26 protein-coding genes are annotated in these 24,729 nt (G+C 58.1%); 18 read left to right on the top strand and 8 right to left on the bottom strand.

All coding sequences use genetic code 11. The features are described 5' to 3' along the window. Position 1 precedes the first annotated feature (1 nt). The 3 genes from qseG (at position 2) to glnB (ending at position 2,467) form a co-directional block, all read left to right on the top strand. Positions 2–739 (top strand): two-component system QseEF-associated lipoprotein QseG, encoded by a 738-nt coding sequence (gene qseG / locus FY206_RS18370; protein ID WP_032643639.1) that lies wholly within the window; start codon positions 2–4, stop codon positions 737–739. Continuing rightward, positions 726–2,063: a two-component system response regulator GlrR gene (glrR, locus tag FY206_RS18365; RefSeq protein WP_023308835.1), complete on the top strand. Its 1,338-nt coding sequence runs from the start codon at positions 726–728 to the stop codon at positions 2,061–2,063. Before qseG ends, glrR begins: the two co-directional genes overlap by 14 nt. Before the next feature lie 65 nt (positions 2,064–2,128). After that, positions 2,129–2,467, top strand: a complete 339-nt coding sequence (gene glnB / locus FY206_RS18360; protein WP_003860685.1) for a nitrogen regulatory protein P-II — start codon at positions 2,129–2,131, stop codon at positions 2,465–2,467. 82 nt (positions 2,468–2,549) lie between these two features. Here the strand turns inward: glnB and hmpA are convergent, their stop codons facing one another. Further along, positions 2,550–3,740 carry an NO-inducible flavohemoprotein gene (gene hmpA, locus FY206_RS18355; RefSeq protein WP_032643638.1) on the bottom strand — a complete coding sequence of 397 codons (1,191 nt, stop codon included), beginning with the start codon at positions 3,738–3,740 and terminating at the stop codon, positions 2,550–2,552. Between the two features lie 304 nt (positions 3,741–4,044). Here hmpA and glyA point away from each other — a divergent pair, with 304 nt between their 5' ends. Further along, a complete protein-coding gene (gene glyA, locus FY206_RS18350; RefSeq protein ID WP_008502165.1) occupies positions 4,045–5,298 on the top strand; it encodes a serine hydroxymethyltransferase in 1,254 nt (417 codons plus the stop codon). Between the two features lie 54 nt (positions 5,299–5,352). Here the strand turns inward: glyA and FY206_RS18345 are convergent, their stop codons facing one another. Further along, entirely contained in the window at positions 5,353–5,775 is a 423-nt protein-coding gene (locus FY206_RS18345) for a DoxX family protein (protein WP_032643637.1), read from the bottom strand. Positions 5,776–5,948: 173 nt separating this feature from the next. On the opposite strand from FY206_RS18345, the gene FY206_RS18340 reads away from it, so the two are divergent. Next, positions 5,949–7,094, top strand: coding sequence for a 3-phenylpropionate MFS transporter (locus FY206_RS18340; protein ID WP_032643636.1), 1,146 nt, complete (start codon positions 5,949–5,951; stop codon positions 7,092–7,094). Here the strand turns inward: FY206_RS18340 and csiE are convergent. Further along, entirely contained in the window at positions 7,089–8,366 is a 1,278-nt protein-coding gene (csiE, locus tag FY206_RS18335; protein ID WP_032643635.1) for a stationary phase inducible protein CsiE, read from the bottom strand. The genes FY206_RS18340 and csiE overlap by 6 nt on opposite strands. Positions 8,367–8,491: 125 nt before the next feature. On the opposite strand from csiE, the gene FY206_RS18330 reads away from it, so the two are divergent. Continuing rightward, positions 8,492–9,130: a DUF1007 family protein gene (locus FY206_RS18330; protein WP_032643634.1), complete on the top strand. Its 639-nt coding sequence runs from the start codon at positions 8,492–8,494 to the stop codon at positions 9,128–9,130. Continuing rightward, complete coding sequence (locus FY206_RS18325) at positions 9,121–10,101, top strand: nickel/cobalt transporter (protein WP_032643633.1); 981 nt, start codon at positions 9,121–9,123, stop codon at positions 10,099–10,101. Before FY206_RS18330 ends, FY206_RS18325 begins: the two co-directional genes overlap by 10 nt. 40 nt (positions 10,102–10,141) lie before the next feature. On the opposite strand, the gene suhB is transcribed toward FY206_RS18325, so the two are convergent. Next, entirely contained in the window at positions 10,142–10,945 is an 804-nt protein-coding gene (suhB, locus tag FY206_RS18320; RefSeq protein ID WP_003860668.1) for an inositol-1-monophosphatase, read from the bottom strand. A 132-nt stretch (positions 10,946–11,077) separates the two neighbouring features. On the opposite strand from suhB, the gene trmJ reads away from it, so the two are divergent. From trmJ to sseB, 11 genes are all read left to right on the top strand, one after another. After that, positions 11,078–11,803, top strand: a complete 726-nt coding sequence (gene trmJ, locus FY206_RS18315) for a tRNA (cytosine(32)/uridine(32)-2'-O)-methyltransferase TrmJ (RefSeq protein WP_008502159.1) — start codon at positions 11,078–11,080, stop codon at positions 11,801–11,803. Positions 11,804–12,017: 214 nt separating this feature from the next. Beyond that, positions 12,018–12,509: a Fe-S cluster assembly transcriptional regulator IscR gene (gene iscR, locus FY206_RS18310; protein WP_008502158.1), complete on the top strand. Its 492-nt coding sequence runs from the start codon at positions 12,018–12,020 to the stop codon at positions 12,507–12,509. A 117-nt stretch (positions 12,510–12,626) separates the two neighbouring features. Further along, positions 12,627–13,841 (top strand): cysteine desulfurase, encoded by a 1,215-nt coding sequence (iscS, locus tag FY206_RS18305; RefSeq protein WP_008502157.1) that lies wholly within the window; start codon positions 12,627–12,629, stop codon positions 13,839–13,841. Positions 13,842–13,865: 24 nt separating this feature from the next. Beyond that, on the top strand, positions 13,866–14,252 hold the full coding sequence (iscU, locus tag FY206_RS18300) for a Fe-S cluster assembly scaffold IscU (RefSeq protein ID WP_003860661.1): 387 nt from the start codon (positions 13,866–13,868) through the stop codon (positions 14,250–14,252). Positions 14,253–14,265: 13 nt separating this feature from the next. Then, on the top strand, positions 14,266–14,589 hold the full coding sequence (gene iscA, locus FY206_RS18295; protein WP_003860659.1) for an iron-sulfur cluster assembly protein IscA: 324 nt from the start codon (positions 14,266–14,268) through the stop codon (positions 14,587–14,589). An 80-nt stretch (positions 14,590–14,669) separates the two neighbouring features. After that, positions 14,670–15,185: a co-chaperone HscB gene (gene hscB / locus FY206_RS18290; protein ID WP_032643631.1), complete on the top strand. Its 516-nt coding sequence runs from the start codon at positions 14,670–14,672 to the stop codon at positions 15,183–15,185. A gap of 14 nt (positions 15,186–15,199) precedes the next feature. Next, positions 15,200–17,050, top strand: coding sequence for a Fe-S protein assembly chaperone HscA (gene hscA / locus FY206_RS18285; protein WP_032643629.1), 1,851 nt, complete (start codon positions 15,200–15,202; stop codon positions 17,048–17,050). 1 nt (position 17,051) lies between these two features. Continuing rightward, positions 17,052–17,387 (top strand): ISC system 2Fe-2S type ferredoxin, encoded by a 336-nt coding sequence (gene fdx, locus FY206_RS18280; RefSeq protein ID WP_003860652.1) that lies wholly within the window; start codon positions 17,052–17,054, stop codon positions 17,385–17,387. A gap of 1 nt (position 17,388) precedes the next feature. After that, positions 17,389–17,589 (top strand): Fe-S cluster assembly protein IscX, encoded by a 201-nt coding sequence (gene iscX / locus FY206_RS18275; RefSeq protein WP_003860650.1) that lies wholly within the window; start codon positions 17,389–17,391, stop codon positions 17,587–17,589. Positions 17,590–17,769: 180 nt separating this feature from the next. After that, positions 17,770–19,056 (top strand): aminopeptidase PepB, encoded by a 1,287-nt coding sequence (gene pepB / locus FY206_RS18270; protein ID WP_032643627.1) that lies wholly within the window; start codon positions 17,770–17,772, stop codon positions 19,054–19,056. Positions 19,057–19,167: 111 nt separating this feature from the next. After that, the gene (gene sseB / locus FY206_RS18265; protein WP_032643625.1) at positions 19,168–19,944 is read left to right on the top strand and encodes an enhanced serine sensitivity protein SseB; all 777 of its coding nucleotides are present in this window, start codon (positions 19,168–19,170) and stop codon (positions 19,942–19,944) included. Positions 19,945–19,961: 17 nt separating this feature from the next. Here sseB and FY206_RS18260 read toward each other — a convergent pair whose 3' ends face one another. From FY206_RS18260 to FY206_RS18245, 4 genes are all read right to left on the bottom strand, one after another. Then, on the bottom strand, positions 19,962–20,732 hold the full coding sequence (locus FY206_RS18260; protein WP_077064333.1) for a MurR/RpiR family transcriptional regulator: 771 nt from the start codon (positions 20,730–20,732) through the stop codon (positions 19,962–19,964). Further along, complete coding sequence (gene sseA, locus FY206_RS18255) at positions 20,732–21,580, bottom strand: 3-mercaptopyruvate sulfurtransferase (protein WP_032643621.1); 849 nt, start codon at positions 21,578–21,580, stop codon at positions 20,732–20,734. Before sseA ends, FY206_RS18260 begins: the two co-directional genes overlap by 1 nt. 90 nt (positions 21,581–21,670) lie before the next feature. After that, positions 21,671–23,038 carry a 6-phospho-alpha-glucosidase gene (locus tag FY206_RS18250; RefSeq protein ID WP_032643619.1) on the bottom strand — a complete coding sequence of 456 codons (1,368 nt, stop codon included), beginning with the start codon at positions 23,036–23,038 and terminating at the stop codon, positions 21,671–21,673. Positions 23,039–23,050: 12 nt separating this feature from the next. Further along, the gene (locus FY206_RS18245) at positions 23,051–24,595 is read right to left on the bottom strand and encodes a PTS transporter subunit EIIC (RefSeq protein ID WP_032643617.1); all 1,545 of its coding nucleotides are present in this window, start codon (positions 24,593–24,595) and stop codon (positions 23,051–23,053) included. Positions 24,596–24,729 lie beyond the last annotated feature (134 nt).

Raw genomic sequence — 24,729 nt, 5'->3', positions numbered from 1 at the left:
AATGAATCTATGTCTGGTGAGTATGTCACACGTCTTTTTCCGCGCCGTACGCGCGGTGTTTTCCCGCAACGCGCTTCGCCTGAGCCTGCCCTGTTTATTTCTGGCAGGATGCGTTTCCCATGCGCCACAAAGCGCCATTAGCGACAAACAAGAAGATAAATGGCCCGACAACCAGGTGGCCGATTTCCTTTCGACCCGCTGCGACGACATCTGGAACCTGTCAGGTCATGACGTCGAAAGCAACCCGCTGTTCTGGCTGCGTGGCATAGATTGCGCCCAGCGTCTGGCGCCGGTCGACGCCCGCTCGAAGGCGGCGATGCTGGATGACGACACTTGGCAGGACGCCTTCAAGCGCGGCATTTTGCTGGCTGATGCGAAAATCACCCCCGTCGAACGCCGGGCCAACGTAACCCGACTGGACGCGCTGGTGGTCACGCTTCCCGTGCAGGTACGCCCGGTATACCAGCTCTGGCGCGATGGGCAGACATTACAGCTTCAGCTGTCTGAAGAGCGCTCCCGCTACAGCAGGCTACAGCAGTCAACCGACAGCGAGCTTGATACGCTGCGCCAACAGCAGCAGCACCTACGCACGCAGCTGGACACCACGACGCGCAAGCTGGAGAACCTGACCGATATCGAAAGGCAGCTCTCGTCGCGTAAATATCAGCCGGGGAGCTCATCCGCCGCGCCGGACAGCGATACGCCGAAACAAGAGGATGTAAAGCATGACGAGCCGTAAACCAGCCCATCTCTTACTGGTGGATGACGATCCCGGGCTGTTAAAGCTGCTGGGGATGCGCCTGGTGAGTGAAGGTTACAGCGTCGTGACCGCGGAAAGCGGGCTGGAGGGGCTCAAGATCCTCAGCCGCGAGAAAATCGATCTGGTGATAAGCGACCTGCGGATGGACGAAATGGACGGCCTGCAGCTGTTCGCAGAGATCCAGAAGCAGCAGCCGGGTATGCCGGTGATTATCCTGACCGCGCACGGGTCGATCCCGGATGCGGTTGCCGCGACGCAGCAGGGGGTCTTCAGCTTCCTGACCAAGCCGGTGGACAAAGACGCGCTGTATAAGGCAATCGACAGCGCGCTGGAACATGCCGCCCCGGCGGGGGATGAAGCGTGGCGGGAGTCCATCGTCACCCGCAGCCCCATTATGCTGCGTCTGCTTGAACAGGCCCGGATGGTAGCGCAGTCCGACGTCAGCGTGCTGATCAACGGCCAGAGCGGAACCGGGAAAGAGATCCTGGCGCAGGCGATCCATAACGCCAGCCCGCGCAGTAAAAATGCCTTTATCGCCATTAACTGCGGCGCGCTGCCGGAACAGCTGCTCGAATCTGAACTGTTTGGTCACGCCCGCGGCGCCTTTACCGGCGCGGTGAGCAGCCGTGAAGGGCTGTTCCAGGCCGCGGAAGGCGGCACGCTGTTCCTGGACGAAATTGGCGACATGCCCGCGCCGCTGCAGGTCAAACTGCTGCGCGTGCTGCAGGAGCGCAAAGTGCGCCCGCTGGGCAGCAACCGCGACATTGATATTAACGTGCGTATTATTTCGGCGACCCACCGCGATCTGCCAAAAGTGATGGCCCGCAACGAGTTCCGCGAAGATCTCTACTACCGTCTGAACGTGGTCAACCTGAAGATCCCGGCGCTGGCGGAGCGTGCGGAAGACATTCCGCTGCTGGCGAACCATCTTTTACGCCAGGCGGCCGATCGCCATAAACCGTTCGTGCGCGCCTTTTCTACCGATGCGATGAAGCGGCTGATGGCCGCAGGCTGGCCGGGTAACGTGCGTCAGCTGGTCAACGTGATTGAGCAGTGCGTGGCGCTCACCTCCTCACCGGTGATCAGCGACGCGCTGGTGGAGCAGGCGCTGGAAGGGGAAAACACGGCCCTGCCGACGTTTGCGGAGGCGCGTAACCAGTTCGAGCTCAACTATCTGCGCAAGCTGCTGCAGATCACCAAAGGCAACGTGACCCACGCGGCGCGAATGGCCGGACGCAACCGCACCGAGTTTTACAAGCTCCTCTCGCGCCACGAGCTGGAAGCTAACGATTTTAAAGAGTAATGCCGTATGGTACTGTGAGCAATCGATTACGAGGCAGCTTACAGGCAAGCGTTTAAGGACCCACCATGAAAAAGATTGATGCGATTATTAAACCTTTCAAACTGGATGATGTGCGTGAAGCGCTGGCGGAAGTCGGCATCACCGGGATGACCGTGACGGAAGTGAAAGGTTTTGGTCGTCAGAAGGGCCACACCGAGCTTTACCGTGGCGCAGAGTACATGGTCGACTTTCTGCCGAAAGTAAAAATTGAAATCGTGGTCAGCGACGATATCGTCGATACCTGCGTGGATACCATTATCCGCACCGCGCAGACGGGCAAAATCGGCGACGGTAAAATCTTCGTCTTTGACGTGGCGCGCGTGATCCGTATCCGCACCGGCGAAGAAGACGACGCCGCGATTTAACGATGCCAACGGTTTTGTAGGCCGGGTAAGGCGCAGCCGCCACCCGGCGAAAAAAAGCCCCTCGTTTGAGGGGCTTTTTGCATTACAGCACCTTATGCGGGCCGAAGCACTCGTAATGAATGCTGTCTTTATTCACCCCCAGCGCTACCAGCTGCTTCGCGGCATACTGCATAAACGCCACCGGTCCGCAGACGTAGAACTGCATCTCCGGCGCGCTAAACGCCCCTTCATGCTGGCTCAAATTCATCAGACCTTCACTGTCAAAGCGGGCCGATGCGCGATCCGCCTCCGTCGGCAGGCGATACCACGTGTGCGCGGTGAAGCGCGGCAGGGACGCCCCGAGCGTGTTCACCTCATCCGCAAAGGCGTGCACCTCGCCGTTTTCCGCAGCGTGGAACCAGTTAACCTGCGCGCCGTGGCGTGATTTTGCCAGCGTATCGAGCATTGCCAGCATCGGCGTTTGGCCGACGCCCGCAGAGATCAGCGTAACCGGGGTATTTGCTTCAACGGCCATAAAGAAATCGCCCGCCGGCGCGGCCAGATGGACCACGTCACCTACGCTGGCTTCGTTATGCAGCCAGCTGGATACCTGGCCGCCGTCCTCACGCTTCACCGCAATGCGGTAGCCTTTGCCGTTTGGCCTGCGGGTGAGGGAATACTGGCGGATCTCCTGATGCGGGAAGCCTTCTGGCTTCAGCCAGACTCCGAGATACTGGCCCGGCTGGTAATCGGCCACCGGTTGACCGTCCACCGGCTCAAACTCAAAGCTGGTAATTAACGCGCTGCGCGGGGTTTTCTCAACGATGCGGAAGGCGCGCGTCCCTTCCCAGCCGCCGTTCTTGCTGGCGTTTTCGCTGTAGATTTGTGCTTCACGATTAATGAATACGTTTGCCAGCACGCCGTAGGCTTTACCCCAGGCGTCCAGCACCTCCTGGCCCGGGCTGAACATCTCGTCCAGCGTTGCCAGCAGGTGGCCGCCGACAATGTTGTACTGCTCGGGTTGGATCTGGAAGCTGGTATGCTTCTGCGCGATTTTTTCCACCGCGGGCAGCAGGGCGGCCAGGTTTTCGATATTGCTGGCATACGCTGCGATGGCGTTAAACAACGCTTCACGCTGATCGCCGTTACGCTGGTTGCTCATGTTGAAAATCTCTTTGAGCTCCGTGTTATGCGTGAACATGCGATCGTAGAAATGGGCGGTGAGTTTAGGGCCCCTCTCTACCAGCAGGGGAATGGTGGCCTTAACGGTAGCGATGGTTTGAGCGTCGAGCATGAGCGCATCCTTCTGATGTGACTTTAATGATGTATTTTAAATGCATCTTATAAAAAATATCCCTGCGGTGTAAAGGGTTCTTTGCAAGATGAAAAATGTGCATCACAAACCTGAAAAGAAATCCGTTGAAATAAGCGAGAGCTTTATTCCTCAAACCCTTGCGTGGCGCGAAGGAAAACGTTTGCGTAAAATCGTTTGTCAAGACCTGTTATCACAGAACTATTCAGTTATACTGTTGCCCGTCGTCCAACAGGACTGCCTTTTCAGGCCAAAATTTACTTGTTAGCTGAGTCAGGAGATGCGGATGTTAAAGCGTGAAATGAACATTGCCGATTATGATGCCGAACTGTGGCAGGCTATGGAGCAGGAAAAAGTACGTCAGGAAGAGCACATCGAACTGATCGCCTCCGAAAACTACACCAGCCCGCGCGTGATGCAGGCGCAGGGTTCTCAGCTGACCAACAAATACGCTGAAGGTTATCCGGGCAAGCGCTACTACGGCGGTTGCGAGTACGTTGATATCGTTGAGCAGCTGGCTATCGACCGTGCGAAAGAACTCTTTGGCGCTGACTACGCGAACGTGCAGCCGCACTCTGGCTCTCAGGCTAACTTTGCGGTCTACACCGCGCTGCTGCAGCCGGGCGACACCGTGCTGGGTATGAACCTGGCGCAGGGCGGCCACCTGACTCACGGCTCCCCGGTTAACTTCTCCGGCAAACTGTACAACATCATCCCTTACGGTATTGATGAGTCCGGTAAAATTGACTACGAAGACATGGCGAAGCAGGCCAAAGAGCACAAACCGAAGATGATCATCGGTGGCTTCTCTGCTTACTCCGGTATCGTTGACTGGGCAAAAATGCGTGAAATCGCAGACAGCATCGGCGCTTACCTGTTCGTTGACATGGCGCACGTGGCGGGCCTGATTGCCGCTGGCGTTTACCCGAACCCGGTTCCGCACGCGCACGTTGTGACCACCACCACCCATAAAACCCTGGCGGGTCCACGCGGTGGCCTGATCCTGGCGAAAGGCGGTGACGAAGAGCTGTACAAAAAACTGAACTCTGCGGTGTTCCCGAGCGCGCAGGGCGGCCCGCTGATGCACGTTATCGCGGCAAAAGCGGTGGCGCTGAAAGAAGCGATGGAGCCAGAGTTCAAGGTTTACCAGCAGCAAGTTGCTAAGAACGCCAAAGCGATGGTGGAAGTGTTCCTGAACCGTGGCTACAAAGTGGTATCCGGCGGGACTGAAAACCACCTGTTCCTGCTGGATCTGGTTGATAAAAACCTGACCGGTAAAGAAGCTGACGCTGCCCTGGGCCGCGCCAACATCACCGTAAACAAAAACAGCGTGCCAAACGATCCGAAGAGCCCGTTCGTGACCTCCGGTATCCGTATCGGTTCTCCGGCCGTGACTCGCCGCGGCTTCAAAGAAGCGGAAGTGAAAGAGCTGGCTGGCTGGATGTGTGACGTTCTGGACAACATTAATGACGAAGCGGTTATCGAGCGCGTCAAAGGTAAAGTTCTGGATATCTGCGCACGCTTCCCGGTATACGCATAATTCCTCTGCTTTGCAGAAATAAAAAAGGCCGCGCTTGCGGCCTTTTTTTATGGCTTAACGCCGGTCGAGGGAAATTGCCCCGGGGCCAACTATCGCCAGCAAAATAAACGCGCCGGCAATGCTGATATTCTTGTAGAAGTTAATCATATTCGGTACGACCGCGTCACCGGTCATGTCCCAGTAGTGATGGCCAATCACCGCCGTGCCCAGCGTGTAGAACACAAACAGTACCGCGATGGGGCGGGTGAAGAAACCCAGTACGATCAGGATGGCGGCGGGTACCTCCATCACCACCGCAATAATGGCCGCCAGCATGGGCATCGGCGTTCCCAGCGAGGTCATATATTGTACGGTGCCGCTAAACCCCGTTAGTTTTGGATAGCCAAAGATAATAAACAGCACGACAAGCGCGATGCGGCCAATGAGCAGCAGCAGGTGACGTGACTGGCCGAAATCGAAATAACGTAGTGAGTTCATGGCAGAAAAACCTCTGCAAGTGGAGTAATTTAAACGTAATACATATTTTCATTCCCTGCCATAAGCCAGGCGACTGCATAAGATGTTAATTTTTCGTTAATTTATAGCAGGCTATCTACTTGCTTAATTTTTCTATTCTCGCCAGACTATGGCCTCGATTTCGGGAGGGATTCATGGTCTTGCATTCCACGCGCTGGCTGGCGCTCAGCTATTTCACCTATTTCTTTAGCTACGGTATTTTTCTGCCCTTCTGGAGCGTCTGGCTTAAGGGTATCGGCCTGACTCCGGAAACCATCGGCGTGCTGCTGGGCGCAGGGCTGGTGGCGCGTTTCCTCGGCAGCCTGCTGATTGCCCCGCGCGTCAGCGATCCCTCTCTGCTGATCAAGGCCGTGCGCATTCTCGCGCTGCTGACGCTGGTCTTTGTGGCCTGCTTCTGGGTCAGCCACCAGTTTGCCTGGCTGATGGTGGTGATGGTCGGCTTCAACCTGTTCTTCTCACCGCTGGTGCCGCTGACGGATGCTCTGGCGAACACCTGGCAAAAGCAGATCACCATGGACTACGGTCGCGTGCGCCTGTGGGGCTCAATCGCCTTTGTCATCGGTTCCGCGCTGGTGGGTAAACTGGTGAGCCTTTGCGATTATCGCGCCATTCTCGCCCTGCTGAGTATCGGTATTGCTTCGATGCTGCTGGGCATGCTGCTGCGTCCGTCTGTGATGCCGCAAGGGGAAAGTCGCCATCAGGAGAGCGCAGGCTGGCCCGCCTGGCGGAGCCTGGTCGCACAGAGCTGGCGTTTTCTGGCGTGTGTTTGCCTGCTCCAGGGGGCGCACGCGGCGTACTATGGCTTCAGCGCTATCTACTGGCAGGGGGCGGGATATTCTGCTTCTGCCGTCGGTTATCTGTGGTCGCTGGGCGTGGTGGCCGAAGTCATTATTTTCGCCCTGAGCAAAAAGCTGTTCCGACGCTTTGGCGCGCGCGATCTGCTGCTGCTTTCCGCGATTTGCGGCGTGGCGCGCTGGGGGATTATGGGCTGGACGACCGATCTGCCGTGGCTGATCGTGGCGCAAATTCTGCACTGCGGCACCTTCACCGTATGTCACCTGGCGGCGATGCGCTATATCGCCGCGCGCGAGGGCGGAGACGTCATTCGTCTGCAGGCTGTTTATTCGGCGGTGGCCATGGGGGGCAGTATCGCAATCATGACGGTCTTCGCGGGGTTCCTCTACCAGCATCTGGGGCAGGGCGTCTTCTGGGTGATGGCCCTGGTTGCCTTACCCGCCATCGTTGTGCGTCCAAAAGTGGCCGCGCGCGCCTCGCTATGATTCCAGCATGGCGCGAATATGTTCTTGCTGCTGCGCGTTCAATGTCTCCACGGCATGGATCAACGGCGGCGAGAACAGCGGCAGGGCGGTAGGGTAGGGGGTGATAACCAGCGCGGCTTCGCGCGGTGCCCCCTCTTTCTGGAAAGCCTGCAGCGTCAGGTAGCGAATGTTGAGCGGCAGAAGGGTTAGCTCGCGCAGCTGCTGCTCAATCACCTCTTCACAGGATTTATCCTCTCCGGTTAACAACACCACCTGTTTTTCATGAAGATCGGTCTCCTGCATCAGCCAGGCGCCGAAAATGACCGCCACCAGCGCCATTTCTTCATCGGAGAATCGCAGCTCAAATTCCGTTTCCAGCTCCTGCAGCGCTTCTTTCGTGGTGCGTAACAGCCGGGGATAGAGACGGTGGATCTCCTCCGGCAGGCTATTGTCGATGCCGATCTCAAACAGCGAGCGGTCCAGCGCCTGAGCCAGATGGATATACAGCTGATCGGTCAGCCCCTGCTCGTCGCTGAAGTTCATTCCGGTTTGCGAACGAAAACGGGCCACCATGCGCACGATGGCGCGGCGCAGGCGCCGATCCTGCTGGTGTTTATCGAGCACCGGATCGGGCGTGCGGAGCATCATAAACAGCAGGGCAAGAAACAGCTGTTCATCCCCGTGGGCGCCCTGCGGGACGCGCCGTCTCCAGTGACGCACAATCTCCTGGGCCGTAAAATACTCCCCTCTCGACTGGGTCCAGCTGCGCTGAACGTGGGAAAACTGCGGCGTATTCCCGAGCTGGTGCTGGATAAGACAGTATTGCAGATAGAGCTGTAAAAACTGGACGTCGCGACATTCAAACTGGCGCTGGAGCTTGCGGGAGCAGAAGCCGATCAACGCCCGCAGGTTCGCATCGTCGTAAAGCGGCCGCGCAATGCCGTGCTGTTTAAGTGCGGTTTTTAATGCGGGGGTAAACTGGTGCGAGACAAACTGCGGGCAAAGCCGCAGCGCACGGCGCAGCCAGTGCAGCAGGCATAAACGCTGATTCAGGGCTGTGCCTTCAATTCGGTAGCTGCCGTCGTGGTGCGTGACAATCTCCAGCCGGTGATAGCGCTGGATTTCATCGCGCGTCTCGGCTATATCTTGCCGTGCCAGCGCGTCGTCCACCCCGTTGGCAGCAATGATACTCTGTGCGGTGACGGCAGCATCGGGCAGGAAAAGCATCAAAAGCACCTGGCAGCGGCGCTGCGAACTGGAAAGCACAGATGGAATTTCAAGCGTCGTCATCATCTGTCGGGTATCCAGTGAGAATGTTTGATAAGAATAGCTAAAGGATGAGCGCTGAAAAGCGCGCCGGCAGGCCTTTCATTCAGGATTGCTGGAGAACATCACAGAATTTTTGACGTGAGGAATTGATGCAAACAGGTAAACAATGCGCGATGGCGTTATTTTTGGCGGCGATCGGCTTCACTGCCAGCGCACACCCTCACAGTTTTATTGACCTTAAAACCGAGCTGGTCACCGACGGCACGCAGCTGAGCGGCCTGAAAATGCGCTGGACGATGGATGAAATCACCTCTGCCGACCTGCTCTATGATGCGGGAAACGCAAAGCCCGGCGACGAAATCTGGAAAAAGCTGGCGGCGGAAGTGATGGCCAACGTGCTCGGCCAGCACTACTTCACCGAGTTCTGGCATAACGGGCAAAAGGTCAAATTTCTGAATCGTCCAACGGAATACGGTATGACGCGTGAAGGCCATCAGGCGGTGCTGACGTTCGTGCTTCCGCTGGCGCATCCGCAGCCGCTGGCGGGGCAAACGTACCGCTTTTCCACCTTTGACCCTACCTATTATGTCGATATGCGCTATGACAAAGACAGCGACGTTCGGCTGCCGGACGCGCTGCAAAAGAGCTGCAAAATTGGCGTGCACACCCCGAAACCGAGCGAAGAGACGCTGAACTTTGCGGTCTCGCTCGACAAGGAAGATGCCCCGCCCGAAGACATGGAGCTGGGTAAACAGTTCGCGCAGGAGGTAACGCTACAATGTCAGTGATCTCCACTCCGGTCCGCAAGCCGCGCCGCTGGCTGCATCTCTGGCCGCTGGCGCTCTTTCTCCTGCTCGCCGTTTGCGGTTCGCTCTGGCTCTGGCAGGCCTGGCCGCAGGTGATGATGAAAAGCATTATCTGGCAGCGTGAGGTCAACCAGCAGATGAGCGGGCTGCTGAAGGCGGTGGCGGAGAACCCGACCAAAGCGGGCGGCTCCCTGCTGGCGTTCAGCTTTATCTACGGCGTGCTGCACGCGCTGGGGCCGGGGCACGGCAAAATCGTGATTGCGACCTGGCTTGCCACCCATCCGTCAAAGCTGAAATCGAGTATCGGCCTCACGCTGGCCTCCTCTTTGCTTCAGGGGGGCGTGGCGATTGGGCTGGTGGTCGTGGTGCTTTCACTTCTTCAGCTTCCCGCCCGACAGCTGCACATGAGCAGCTTCTGGCTGGAGAAGGGGAGCTACGCCCTGGTGGGCGTGCTGGGGCTGATCCTCTGCTGGCGGGCGTTGAAAAAGCTGCGCGCTCTGCTGCAAAAACCCAAATTCAAAGCCTTCACCCCGCACCACGTTCACGATGAACACTGCGGCTGCGGGCATCAGCATCTGCCGACGCAGGAACAATTACAGAACGGCGACGACTGGCGCGCGCGGCTGATGATTGTGCTCTCGATGGGTATGCGCCCGTGCTCGGGTGCCATCATGGTGCTGCTGTTCAGTAAGGTGATTGGCGTGTTTGGCTGGGGAATGCTGTCGGCGATGGCCATGGCGGCAGGAACGTCTCTCACCATTTCGTCTTTAGCGCTGCTGGTGCACAGCTTCCGTCAGCTGGCGGTCAAACTCAGCGGCAATAAAACGCCGGTGCTGTGGCGACAGGTCGGGTGGACCACGCTGGCGCTGGCGGGCGGGTTCATTCTGCTGGTGGCGGCGGTAACAATGTGGATGAGTGCGGTGCCGCTGGGAAGGGGATTACGGCCGTTTTAGTTAGGATCCCCTCTCCCACAGGGAGAGGGAATTACCGGGATTAACGCTTCAGCGCATCGCTCAGTTCATCACGCATGTTTGCCAGCATGGCTTTCACAACGCGCGGGTTACCCGCCACGATGTTGCCGGTAGACATGTAGTTATGGCCGCCGGTGAAATCACACACGATGGCACCTGCTTCACGCGCGATCAGCTCGCCCGCCGCAAAATCCCATGGCTTCAGCGACAGCTCGAAGTAACCGTCAACGCGGCCGGTTGCCACGTAGGCCAGATCCAGCGCAGCAGAACCGGTGCGGCGGAAGTCCGCGCATTCGGTGAACAGTTTGCCCAGGATATTCATATAGGTGGTCGCGTGCTGTTTCGCCTTGAACGGGAAACCGGTCGCCAGGATGGTGCCGTCCAGATCGCGAGCGTTGCTGCAGCGCAGACGGTAGCCGTTCAGCTGTGCGCCCTGTCCGCGGGTTGCGGTGAACAGTTCGTTACGCATTGGATCGTACACAACGGCAACTTCAGTACGGCCTTTGATGCGTACTGCAATAGACACAGAGAAGTGTGGCAGGCGTTTGACAAAGTTGGTGGTGCCATCCAGTGGATCGATAACCCATTGAACATCCTGATCGGTACCTTCATGTTCACCGCTTTCTTCGGTGATGATGGTGTGCTGCGGGTAAGATTTGCGGATCGTTTCGATAATAATCGCTTCTGCGGCTTTATCGACGTTGGTCACGAAATCATTGCTGCCTTTCTGGCTGGTTTCTACGGAGTCTGGCGTTTCGTAGTGTTTGGCAATTACATTACCCGCCTTGCGCGCTGCGCGCACGGCGATGGTCAGCATCGGATGCATCGGTCTCTCTCACTGGATGTTAAAGAACAGGAAAATCGGCGCAGAGTATAGCAGCGGGATCGGATTACGTCTCTCGTTTATGATAATATGCCGGAATATTCTTCAGTCACTGAATCCAGACATCTAAAAATTATGCTGCAAAACATTCGAATCGTGCTGGTCGAAACATCGCACACCGGCAACATGGGCTCCGTTGCCCGCGCTATGAAAACCATGGGCTTAACGAACCTGTGGCTGGTTAACCCGCTGGTGAAGCCCGACTCTCAGGCCATCGCCCTGGCGGCCGGTGCCAGCGACGTGATCGGCAACGCGCAGATCGTCGACACCCTTGACGAAGCGCTGGCCGGCTGCAGCCTCGTTGTCGGGACCAGCGCGCGTTCCCGCACGCTGCCGTGGCCAATGCTCGATCCGCGTGAATGCGGCCTGAAAAGCGTCTCAGAAGCGGAGCAGGCACCGGTTGCGCTGGTGTTTGGCCGCGAGCGCGTTGGCCTGACCAACGACGAACTGCAGAAGTGTCACTATCACGTCGCCATTGCCGCGAACCCGGAATACAGCTCGCTGAACCTGGCGATGGCGGTGCAGGTTATCGCCTATGAAGTCCGCATGGCCTGGCTGGCGACGCAGGAAAAAGAGGTTGAGCCTAAAGAAGAAACGGCCTACCCGCTGGTGGACGACCTTGAGCGCTTCTACGGTCACCTGGAGCAGACGCTGCTCTCAACCGGTTTTATCCGCGAAGGCCACCCGGGCCAGGTGATGAACAAGCTGCGCCGTCTGTTCACGCGCGCGCGGCCGGAAAGCCAGGAGCTGAACATCCTGCGCGGGATTCTGGCGTCGATTGAGCAGAAGAATAAGGAATAGTGCCGTTTTCTCCCTCTCCCCGTGGGAGAGGGGCGGGGTGAGGGCATCAGGCCGCACCTGGTTATGAAGGCACGGAAGGTTAAATACCTGACTAAAACAGTCAAGTAAATAGTTGACCATTTTAGTCAGGAATGTCAGACTTGGCCCTGCTATGCAATACCCCATTTTACTATAAAAAACCCCGGGCAGGGGCGAGTTTGAGGTTAAGTAAGACATGAGACTGACATCTAAAGGGCGTTATGCCGTGACCGCGATGCTGGACGTTGCGCTCAACTCCGAAGCGGGCCCGGTTCCGTTGGCTGATATTTCTGAACGACAAGGGATCTCCCTCTCTTACCTGGAACAGTTGTTCTCCAGACTGCGTAAAAATGGACTGGTTTCCAGCGTTCGTGGCCCAGGCGGCGGTTATCTGCTGGGTAAAGACGCGGGCAGTATTGCAGTTGGCGAAGTGATCAGCGCAGTTGACGAATCCGTTGACGCGACCCGTTGCCAGGGTAAAGGCGGCTGTCAGGGCGGCGACAAGTGCCTGACCCACGCGCTGTGGCGCGATCTGAGCGACCGTCTGACCGGCTTCCTGAACAACATCACCCTGGGTGAACTGGTTAATAACCAGGAAGTTCTGGACGTATCGGGCCGTCAGCACAGCCATGATTCCCAACGCAGCACCCGCGCGCAGGACGCTATCGACGTCAAACTGCGCGCGTAATAAAACGATAAAGATTTCAGAATCAGGCCGGGGCGGTCACGCCCCGCGTACTCGGTCGTACATCCAGCCGGTTGCCTGATTCCTTGCATTGAAGCGATGTACGGAGTTTAAAGAGCAATGAAATTACCGATTTATCTCGATTACTCCGCAACCACGCCGGTGGACCCGCGTGTTGCCGAGAAAATGATGCAGTGTCTGACCCTGGACGGAAACTTTGGTAACCCAGCTTCCCGTTCACACCGTTTTGGCTGGCATGCTGAAGAGGCGGTCGATATCGCCCGTAATCAGATTGCTGACCTGGTGGGTGCCGACCCGCGTGAGATTGTTTTCACCTCCGGTGCGACCGAATCCGACAACCTGGCGATCAAAGGTGCAGCCAACTTTTATCAGAAAAAAGGCAAGCACATCATCACCAGCAAAACCGAACACAAAGCCGTGCTGGATACCTGCCGCCAGCTGGAGCGTGAAGGGTACGAAGTAACTTACCTGGCGCCGCAGAGCAACGGTATTATTGACCTGAAAGAGCTCGAAGCGGCGATGCGTGATGACACCATTCTGGTCTCCATCATGCACGTTAACAACGAAATCGGCGTCGTTCAGGACATCGCGACCATCGGCGAAATGTGCCGCGCGCGCGGTATCATCTACCACGTGGACGCGACCCAGAGCGTGGGCAAACTGCCTATCGACCTGAGCCAGCTGAAAGTGGACCTGATGTCCTTCTCCGGCCACAAAATCTATGGCCCGAAAGGGATTGGCGCACTGTACGTTCGTCGTAAGCCACGTATCCGCATCGAAGCACAGATGCACGGCGGCGGTCACGAACGCGGCATGCGTTCCGGTACGCTGCCTGTTCACCAGATCGTGGGCATGGGTGAAGCTTACCGCATTGCAAAAGAAGAGATGGAAACCGAGATGGCGCGCCTGCGCACGCTGCGTAACCGTCTGTGGGACGGCGTGAAGGATATGGAAGAAGTGTATCTGAACGGCGATCTCGAGCAGGGCGCACCGAACATTCTCAACGTCAGCTTCAACTATGTTGAAGGCGAGTCGCTGATTATGGCGCTGAAAGACCTGGCGGTTTCTTCCGGTTCTGCCTGTACGTCTGCAAGCCTGGAGCCATCCTACGTGCTGCGCGCGCTGGGTATGACCGACGAGCTGGCACACAGCTCTATCCGTTTCTCTTTAGGTCGTTTTACTACCGAAGAAGAGATTGACTACACCATCAAGCTGGTTCGCAACTCCATTGGCCGTCTGCGCGACCTTTCTCCGCTGTGGGAAATGTTCAAGCAGGGCGTGGATCTGAACAGCATTGAATGGTCACATCACTAATCGGTACATAAGGAGAATTCAATCATGGCATACAGCGAAAAAGTCATCGATCATTACGAAAACCCGCGCAACGTTGGCTCTTTTGACAACAGCGACGAATCTGTTGGTAGCGGTATGGTCGGGGCACCGGCGTGTGGCGACGTGATGAAGTTGCAGATTAAAGTCAACAATGAAGGTATCATTGAAGACGCGCGCTTCAAGACCTACGGCTGCGGTTCTGCAATTGCGTCCAGCTCCCTGGTCACCGAATGGGTGAAGGGCAAGTCTCTGGACGAAGCACAGGCAATCAAGAACACGGATATTGCTGAAGAACTCGAACTGCCACCGGTGAAAATTCACTGCTCAATTCTGGCAGAAGACGCGATCAAAGCCGCCATTGCGGATTACAAAAGCAAACGTGAAGCAAAATAATTGAGGTTTGAGTATGTCGATTACCCTTAGCGACAGCGCTGCCGCGCGAGTAAGCTCTTTTCTGGCGAACCGTGGTAAAGGCTTTGGCCTGCGGCTGGGCGTACGTACCTCCGGCTGTTCTGGTATGGCTTACGTACTGGAGTTTGTTGACGAGCCGGCGTCTGACGACACCGTGTTTGAAGACAAGGGCGTGAAGGTGGTGGTCGATGGCAAAAGCCTGCAATTCCTCAACGGCACTCAGCTGGACTTCGTTAAAGAAGGTCTGAACGAAGGGTTCAAATTCACGAACCCGAACGTCAAAGACGAGTGTGGTTGCGGCGAAAGCTTCCACGTTTAACCGCGCGTCATCCGAAACCCCACCGTGGCGTTACCCGCTACGCGTGGGGTTTGTTTTAACAGGCTACCCCTGAGATTGTTATGGATTACTTCACTCTCTTCGGACTACCCGCTCAATACCCGATCGATCTCCAGGCGTTGACGCTCCGTTTTCAGGATCTGCAGCGTCAGTACCATCCGGATAAATTCGCGAGTGGGACGCAGGCAGAACAGCTGGCTGCGGTTTCGCACTCTGCCACCATCAACCAGGCCTGGCAGACGCTGCGCCATCCGCTGGCGCGCGCTGAATATCTGCTCTCGCTTCACGGTTTCGATCTGGCGAGCGAACAGCACACCGTGCGCGATACGGCGTTTCTGATGGAACAGCTGGAGCTGCGCGAAGAGCTGGATGAGATTGAACAGGCCAAAGACGAAGCGCGTCTGGAAAGCTTCATCACGCGCGTGAAGGGCATGTTCGATATCCGCCATCAGCAGATGGTGGAGCAACTGAACAACGAGACCTGGAACGTGGCGGCAGACACTGTGCGCAAACTCCGTTTTCTCGATAAACTGCGAAGCAGTGCTGAACAACTCGAAGAAAAGCTGCTCGATTTTTAATTTCGGAAGCAATTATGGCCTTATTACAAATTAGTGAGCCTGGCTTAAGTGCCGCACCGCACCAGCGTCGTCTGGCGGTGGGTATTGACCTGGGCACCACCAATTCCCTCGTGGCGACCGTGCGCAGCGGCCAGGCGGAAACGCTGGCTGATGAGCAGGGCCGTCATCTGCTGCCTTCCGTGGTCCACTACCAGCAGCAGGGTCACGCGGTCGGCTATGACGCCCGCGCCAACGCCGCGCGCGATCCGGCCAACACCATCAGCTCGGTTAAGCGCATGATGGGCCGTTCGCTGGCCGATATTCAGACCCGCTACCCGCATCTGCCGTATCAGCTGCAGGCCAGTGAAAACGGCCTGCCGATGATCGCGACGTCTGCCGGTCTGCTGAACCCGATCCGCGTTTCTGCGGACATCCTCAAAGCGCTGGCGGCGCGCGCCACGGCGACGCTCGGCGGCGATCTCGAGGGCGTGGTGATCACCGTTCCGGCCTACTTTGACGATGCACAGCGTCAGGGTACCAAAGACGCCGCGCGTCTGGCGGGCCTGCACGTGCTGCGCCTGCTGAACGAACCGACGGCGGCGGCGATTGCCTACGGCCTCGACTCCGGTCAGGAAGGGGTGATTGCGGTATACGATCTCGGCGGCGGTACCTTTGATATCTCGATCCTGCGCCTAAGCCGCGGCGTGTTCGAAGTGCTGGCGACCGGCGGGGATTCCGCGCTGGGCGGCGATGACTTCGACCACCTGCTGGCGGACTACATTCGCGAGCAGGCGGGCGTTGCCGATCGCAGCGACAACCGCGTACAGCGCGAGCTGCTGGACGCGGCCATCGACGCCAAAATCGCCCTGAGCGACGCGCAGACGGTTACCGTCAACGTTGCGGGCTGGCAGGGTGAGATTACCCGCGACCAGTTTAACGATCTGATTGCCCCGCTGGTGAAACGCACTCTGCTGGCCTGCCGTCGCGCATTGAAGGATGCGGGCGTTGAGGCGAACGAGGTGCTGGAAGTGGTCATGGTGGGCGGCTCGACCCGCGTGCCGCTGGTGCGCGAGCGCGTGGGCGATTTCTTTGGCCGCACGCCGCTGACCTCCATCGACCCGGACAAGGTGGTGGCCGTCGGCGCCGCGATCCAGGCCGATATTCTGGTCGGCAACAAGCCGGACAGCGAAATGCTGCTGCTGGACGTCATTCCGCTGTCGCTGGGGTTAGAAACCATGGGCGGCCTGGTGGAGAAAGTGATCCCGCGTAACACCACCATTCCGGTGGCGCGCGCGCAGGAGTTCACCACCTTCAAAGACGGCCAGACCGCGATGTCCATCCACGTGATGCAGGGCGAGCGCGAGCTGGTGCAGGACTGCCGCTCTCTGGCGCGCTTTGCGCTGCGCGGTATTCCGGCGCTGCCCGCGGGCGGGGCGCATATTCGCGTCACCTTCCAGGTGGATGCGGACGGCCTGCTGAGCGTCACGGCGATGGAAAAATCCACCGGCGTGGAATCGTCCATCCAGGTGAAGCCGTCCTACGGCCTGACCGATGGCGAAATTGCCTCCATGATTCAGGACTCAATGAGCTACGCCGAGCAGGATGTGAAGGCGCGTATGCTGGCGGAACAGAAAGTGGAAGCCGCGCGCGTGCTGGAAAGCCTGACCGGAGCACTCAATGCCGACGCCGCGCTGTTAAGCGCCGCCGAGCGTCAGGTGATTGATGAGGCCGCCGCGCACCTAAGCGTCGTCGCCATGGGCAATGATGCTGACGCAATAGAAGAAGCCATTAAAAACGTTGATAAACAAACCCAGGACTTCGCCGCTCGCCGCATGGACAAATCCGTCCGCGTGGCGCTGAAGGGCCAGTCCGTGGACGAGGTTTAATATGCCAAAGATTGTTATTTTGCCTCATGCGGACCTCTGTCCGGATGGCGCTGTTCTGGAAGCGAAGACCGGTGAAACCATTCTCGATGTTGCCCTGCGCGCAGGTATCGAAGTGGAACACGCGTGTGAAAAATCCTGTGCCTGCACCACCTGCCACTGCATCGTGCGTGAAGGTTTTGACTCGCTCGCCGAGAGCACCGAAGATGAAGACGACATGCTGGATAAAGCATGGGGTCTGGAGCCGGACAGCCGCCTGAGCTGCCAGGCCGCGGTGACCGATGAAGATCTGGTCGTGGAGTTCCCACGCTACACCATCAACCACGCACGCGAGCATTAATATGGGACTAAAGTGGACAGACAGCCGTGAAATCGGCGAAGCGCTCTACGACGCGAACCCGGATCTCGATCCGAAAACCGTGCGATTCACCGACATGCATCAGTGGATCTGCGATTTAGAGGATTTCGACGACGATCCAAACGCATCCAATGAAAAAATTCTGGAGGCGATTCTGTTAGTCTGGTTAGATGAAGCAGAATAATTTCCACGTCATGCTTCACGTTGCCGATGCGTTGGCTGCGCTTGTTCACCCCGGTCACAGAGTTATCTCTGCTCCCGGGGATTCACTCGCTTGCCGCCTTCCTGCAACGCGAATCATTTAGTGGAAAGAGACTCTATGGGCTGCCTTCTGGCGGCCCGTTTGCTAATAAGGATAAATAAAATGACCGAAGCGATGAAGATTACGCTTTCTACGCAGCCCGCCGACGCGCGCTGGGGCGAGAAAGCCAGCTACAGCATCAACAACGACGGTATTACCCTGCACCTGACGGGCAAAGATGATTTGGGCCTGATCCAGCGCGCCGCGCGTAAAATTGACGGCCTGGGCATTAAGCATGTCTCCCTTGAAGGCGAAGGCTGGGACACCGACCGCAGCTGGGCGTTCTGGGCGGGCTACAAAGGGCCGAAAGGCACCCGCAAAATCGAGTGGGCTAACCTTGATGAAGCCGGTCAGAAAGAGCTGGAAAGCCGCCTGCAAATCATCGACTGGGTGCGCGACACCATCAACGCCCCGGCGGAAGAGTTAGGCCCTGAGCAGCTGGCGCAGCGCGCCGTTGACCTGCTGTGCGGCGTGGCGGGCGACAAGATGTCCTACCGCATCACCAAGGGTGAAGACCTGCGCGAGCAGAATTACATGGGCATCCACACCGTGGGCCGTGGTTCTGAGCGTCCACCGGTGCTGCTGGCGCTGGACTACAACCCAACCGGCGATAAAGCAGCCCCTGTCTTTGCCTGCCTGGTCGGTAAAGGTATCACCTTCGACACCGGCGGCTACAGCCTGAAGCAGAGCGCGTTCATGGACTCCATGAAGTCCGACATGGGCGGCGCGGCGACCATCACCGGCGCGCTGGCGTTTGCCATCACTCGCGGCCTGAACAAGCGCGTGAAGCTCTACCTGTGCTGCGCGGATAACATGGTGAGCGGTAACGCCTTCAAGCTGGGCGACATCATTCGCTACCGCAACGGTAAAAACGTTGAGGTGATGAACACCGACGCTGAAGGCCGACTGGTGCTGGCCGATGGCCTGATCGACGCCTCTGCCCAGAAGCCGGAGCTGATCATCGACATGGCGACCCTGACCGGCGCGGCGAAAACCGCCCTGGGGAATGACTACCACGCGCTGTTCAGCTTCGACGACAAGCTGGCCGCTCGCCTGCTGGCAAGCGCCGCGGCAGAAAACGAGCCGTTCTGGCGTCTGCCGCTGGCCGAATTCCACCGCAGCCAGCTGCCGTCAAACTTTGCCGAGCTGAACAATACCGCGAGCGCGGCGTACCCGGCGGGGGCAAGCACCGCTGCGGGCTTCCTCTCTCACTTTGTTGAGAACTACCATGAAGGCTGGCTGCACATCGACTGCTCCGCAACCTACCGTAAAGCGGCGGTTGAGCAGTGGTCCGCGGGCGCGACCGGTCTGGGCGTGCGTACCGTGGCGAACCTGCTGACGGCTGAGTAACCACATTGCCCTCACCCATCCCCTCTCCCACGGGAAGAGGGGATGGTTTGCTCCCTCTCCCTTGAGGGAGAGGGCTGGGGTGAGGGGGAAAATGCATCATCTGGAATTGTTATGTCCGAAACCAAAAACGAATTAGAGACCCTGCTGGAGCAGGCGGCAACCGAGCCCGCCCACCGTCCGGCATTTTTCCGCACCCTGCTGGAATCCACCGTCTGGGTGACGGGCACCGCGGCGGAAGGTGAGCAGGTTGTGGAAGACAGCGCGCTGGATCTGCTGCACTGGGAGAAAGACGACGGCACGTCGGTGATTCCGTTCTTCACCTCGCTGGAAGCGCTGCAGGAAGCGGTTGAAGACGAACAGGCGTTCGTGGTGATGCCGGTGCGTACCCTGTTTGAAATGACGCTCGGCCAGACGCTGTTCCTCAACGCCAGACTGCCGACCGGGAAAGAGTTCACGCCGCGTGAAATCAGCCATCTGATTGGTGAAGAGGGTAACCCGCTCAGCACGCAGGAAGTGCTGGAAGGGGGCGAAACACTGCTGCTGTCTGAAGTGGCCGAACCGCCCGCGCAGATGATTGATTCCCTGACGACGCTGTTCAAAACGCTCAAGCCCGTCAGGCGCGCGTTCCTCTGCTCTATTAAAGAGCAGGCGGACGAACAGCCCGTGCTGCTGATTGGTATTGAAGCCGACGGCGATATCGACGACATCATCCAGGCCGCAGGAAGCGTGGCAACCGACACGCTGCCGGGCGATGAGCCGATAGATATCTGCCAGGTGAAAAACGGTGAAAAGGGCATCAGCCACTTTATTACGGAGCACATCACGCCGTTCTACGAGCGTCGCTGGGGCGGCTTCCTGCGCGATCTCAAGACCAACCGCATCATCTGATTATGGCGGGGTGACCGTCACCCCGTTGCTTCCAGCAGCAGTAAATCCATCAGCAGCACCAGATTCGACTCAAACGACGTCACCCCTGCGGCTTCGGCGGCAAAGTGTACCGCTTCGTCATAAAGCGCAAAGTGCACGTCCGCAATCCCTGCCAGCGTATTGGCCGAGGCGCGGGTAAACGCGACGATCGTCATACCGACGTTTTTGGCTATCCGCGCTTTATCCAGCACCTGCTCCGTTTCGCCGCTGCGCGAGACGGCAATAAACACCTGGTAGCGGGCGGCGTTGCTGAGAAAAATATTCCGGCTGTCCCCCGGCCCGGAGATAAACGCCGTTTTGCCCAGCACCTGCAGCTTCTTGGTCAGATACTCGGCAAACAGATAGGAAAACCCGGCACCGTAGAGGAAGAAACTCTCTTTTTGGCGCAGCAGGTCGGCAAACTGCTGGCGCTTCTCCTGCGTGACCCACTGGAAGGTGTGCTGATAGTTGGCGATAAACTGATTAAACAGCGCAGGCAATTCAGCCTGATGCTCAGGCTGCGCGGCAATGTGCGGGGTGTCGGAGAGCAGCTGCTTGCAGTGCCAGATGAGCTCGCTAAAGCCGCTGAACCCCAGCTTCTGACACAGCCGCATAATGGTAGCGGTGGAAACAAACGTCGCCTGCGCCAGCTCGCGAACCGTAATATTACCCACCAGCAGCGGATGCTCCGTGAGGTGGGCGAGGACGCGATACTCCGCGCGGGTCAGTGACGCCCCGCGCGTTAACAGCGTGGCCAGGCGGTTATCCATTATTTCGCCGGTTCAACCGGCAGGTCGTCCCGCGCGCCCCATTCGCTCCAGGCACCGTCGTAAAGCGTGATGTCGCTTACGCCGAGCGTGGCGAGGGCCAGAATCACCACGCAGGCCGTGACGCCGGAACCGCAGCTGGCAATAATTGGACGGTGTAAATCGACGCCTGCACGGTCAAAAATAGCGCGCAGCTCGTCGGTGGTTTTCAGCTCGCCTTCAAATACCAGATCGCCCCACGGCACGTTCAGAGCGCCCGGAATATGCCCACGCCTCAGTCCCGGACGCGGTTCATTCGCTTCGGCATTGAAGCGCGGAGCAGGACGGGCATCGACGATTTGCGCCGTTTTTTCATGGCTAACGACCAGCACGTCGGTCAGGCGCTTCACCACGTGTGCATCAAACGTCGCGTCGAAATCCCCTTCCGGCAGCGTCACGTCACCCTGCTGAAGCGGCAGCTCGTCGCGCTTCCAGCCCGCCAGCCCGCCCGCCAGAATCGAGACTTTTTCCACGCCGAAGTTTTTCAGCATCCACCACGCGCGCGGGGCGGAGAAGAGGTTGCCTTCATCATAGACAACCAGATGCTTATCTTTGCTGACGCCCAGCTCGCGCATCGCCACGGAAAACGCTTCCGGGCGCGGCAGCATGTGCGGCAGGGGAGAGTTGTGATCGGAGAGGGCTTCGATATCAAAAAATACCGCGCCAGGAAGATGTCCGGCACGGTATTCCGCGACCATATCGCGAAGGTGTTCCTGCCCGGCAGGGGCCATACGCGCGTCAATAATCTGAACTTCCGGGTCGTCGCCGTGCTCGATCAGCCAGTCGGCGGCGACAAAATATGAGGTGGACATGGGATGCCTCCATTCTTTTCCGTAAAAAAGGATTGTCGGTGTTTTTTCTGACACCGACAAGCAAACCACGTTCAACTCGCGAGCAAGCCCCTATTTTTTCACCGTTTCGCCATCCTGCCAGGCCTTTTGCAGCGCGGGCCAGTAGTCGCGATTGGCCTCGATCATCTCATCCAGTATCGCTTTCGCATGTTCCATCGTGGGCACGGTGCGGTTGAGGGTAAACGCCTGCAGGGCTTTCTCATAGCTGCCTTCAATAGTCGCCTCTACCAGCAGCTGTTCCGATGCCAGCTGCTGTTGCAGCAGGGTCTGATGGAACAGCGGCACCTTACCGATGCGCACAGGCTCTGGTCCTTCGGAGGTGATATAGGCGGGCACTTCCACCATCGCATCGTATGGCAGGTTGGTAATCGCCCCGCGGTTTTCCACCATCACCAGATGGCGGCCGCGCAGGTTAAAGGCCAGCGAGCAGGCCACGTCGACGATAAACTCGCCGTGGACGCCCACGTGGAAGGCATCCGGCAGGATCCCGGTGCGCTTGTACTCTTGCGCAGCAGCAAAGAGTTTTTTCTCACGCCCGTCCATCACTTCGTTGGCGCGGGTATAGTCCGGGTTCTGGTGCTCGACAATCTGGTTGGGCATCAGGTAGTACTGCAGGTACGGATTTGGCAGATACTCCGGGAAGTTGTCCACGATCGGCTTGATGTTGCGCCAGGTTTTCACCCAGGAGGGATCGGAATGCTGCGGATCGGTTTTGGCGGCGTCTTCCGTCAGCAGGCCAAACTTCGCGATATGCTTGCGCAGCTCGAGCAGCCTGTCCTCGCCGTCGACCAGCACGCGGGTAAACCAGCCGAAGTGGTTCAGGCCGAAGTAGTCCACCTCCAGCCTGCGGCGATCCACGCCAAGTATGGCACCCATATTGCGCATGGCGGCGACGGGCATATCGCAGATGTTCAGCACCCGCGCGTTCGGGCGCAGGCGGCGCACGCCTTCCGCGACGATCGCCGCCGGGTTGGAGTAGTTCACGATCCAGGCTTTTTCATGCGCGTAGCGATCCACCAGATCGATAAGCTCAACCATCGGCAGGATCGTGCGCAGCCCGTACGCCAGCCCGCCGGGACCGCAGGTCTCCTGGCCGACCACGCCGTGCCGCAGGGGGATCTTCTCATCCTGCTCGCGCATTTTGTACTGACCGACGCGCATCTGTGCGAAGACGAAATGTGCGCCGCTGAACGCCACTTCCGGGTCAGTGGTGACGGTGAATTTGATGCTTTCACTGTGGTCGCGAATCACTTTCTCAACCACCGGCGCAATGGTGTTCTGGCGCGCCTCGTCGATGTCATAGAGGCGGATTTCGGCCAGCGGGAAGTCATGCAGACGCACCATCAGGCTTTTCACAATACCCGGCGTATAGGTGCTACCGCCGCCGGCAATCGACAGAATGAAGGGGGGTGTAAACATCTTTAGCTCCTTTCAGAGAAACGTCTCAACGGCTTCTCGCATTTTTTTGACGTGCAGCCCGTAGACCACCTGAACGTTGTTACCTTGTTTGATGACCCCTTTCGCGCCGGTGGCCTTCAGGCGCGGCTCGTCGATAATGCCGACGTCCTTCACCGTGACACGTAAGCGGGTATAGCAGTTATCCACAACCTCAATATTCTCCCTGCCGCCGAGGCCCACCACGATGGACTCACCCAGCCCGTCGTTATTGCCCTTCGCCTGGTACTCCTGCTTGCTGTAAAGGCGCGTCTCCTGATCCTCATCCTCACGGCCTGGGGTCTTCATGTTGAAGCGCAGGATCAGGAAGCGGAACACCGTGAAGTAGAGGGCAAACATGATCAGCCCGACCAGCAGATACATCGGCCAGTTGGACTTCTCCGTGCCGAGCGGCAGGTTGTAGAGGATGAAGTCGATAATCCCGTTGGCGCCGATGGCGTGAACGCCCAGCAGCGAGAACAGCATCATGCCGATGCCGGTCAGCACCGCGTGCACCACGAACAGCAGCGGGGCGACGAACAGGAAGGAGAACTCAATCGGCTCGGTGACGCCCACCAGCAGTGAGGTCAGCGCCGCCGGGATCAGAATGGCTTTCGCAACGGCTTTGCGTTCCGGTTTTGCGGTCATATACATCGCCAGCGCGGCGGCGGGCAGGCCGAACATTTTGCTGATGCCGCGCGCGTCCCACACCACGGTGCTGCTGAGCTGCTTCACCTCCGGGCAGGCCATCTCGGCGAAGTAGATATTACGCGCGCCCTGATAGGTTGCGCCGCATACCTCCTGCGTCCCCCCGAGTTCGGTATAGAGGAACGGGGTATAAACCAGATGGTGCAGGCCGGTGGGGACCAGAATGCGCTCAAGGAAACCGTAAATGGCTACGCCGAACGGGCCGGAGCCTTTAATGGCCAGCGCCAGGGCGCTAATCCCGTGCTGGGCAAACGGCCACAGTTCGCTCATTACCACGCCGAGCAGCATGGAGACGGGCAGCATCACAATCGCGACAAAGCAGTGGCCGGAGTAAATCGCCATTGCGCCGTTAAACTGTACGCCGGAATATTTGTTGTACAGGTATCCCGACAGCGCCCCGGTCAGGATCCCGGCGAAAACGCCCATCTCCAGCACCTGCACGCCCAGAACCATGGTCTGCCCGGCCGCTTTCAGCTGGGCCGCTGGCGCCAGCTCGCCCTGCAGCTGTAGCGTGACGTTCATGGCGTTGATAAACACCACGAAGGTCACCAGACCAATCAGCGCCGCGTAGCCTTTATCGCGCGTCGCCAGCCCAATCGGGATCCCGACGGCAAACACCAGCGCCAGGTTCACCAACACCGACACGGCAGATTTTGCAATAAGCTGACCAAGATGCTGAATCAGCGGATGACCAAGAAACGGCAGATATTCAGCGAGATTACCGTTGCCCAGCACGTTACCAAAGGCAATAAACAGACCGACGATCGGTAAGATAAGTACCGGTCCGTACAATGATTTTCCGAAATTTTGTAGGGCGTTCACGGCTCGTTTCATGGCTTTCTCTCTTTTTGAACCGCGCACTCGGGGTGCGTTATGGTCATAAAACTAGCAGTCTTTAGTCGTGGTTATCTATCTATCTTATTGTTTTAAAAACAAATTACGTAAAAGGTAACATGTGACGTTACGTG

The sequence above is a fragment of the Enterobacter chengduensis genome (genome assembly GCF_001984825.2).
Taxonomy (GTDB): Bacteria; Pseudomonadota; Gammaproteobacteria; order Enterobacterales; family Enterobacteriaceae; genus Enterobacter; species Enterobacter chengduensis.
Note: the sequence above shows the minus strand (reverse complement) of the source record. Positions and strands in the feature narration are given on the sequence as shown.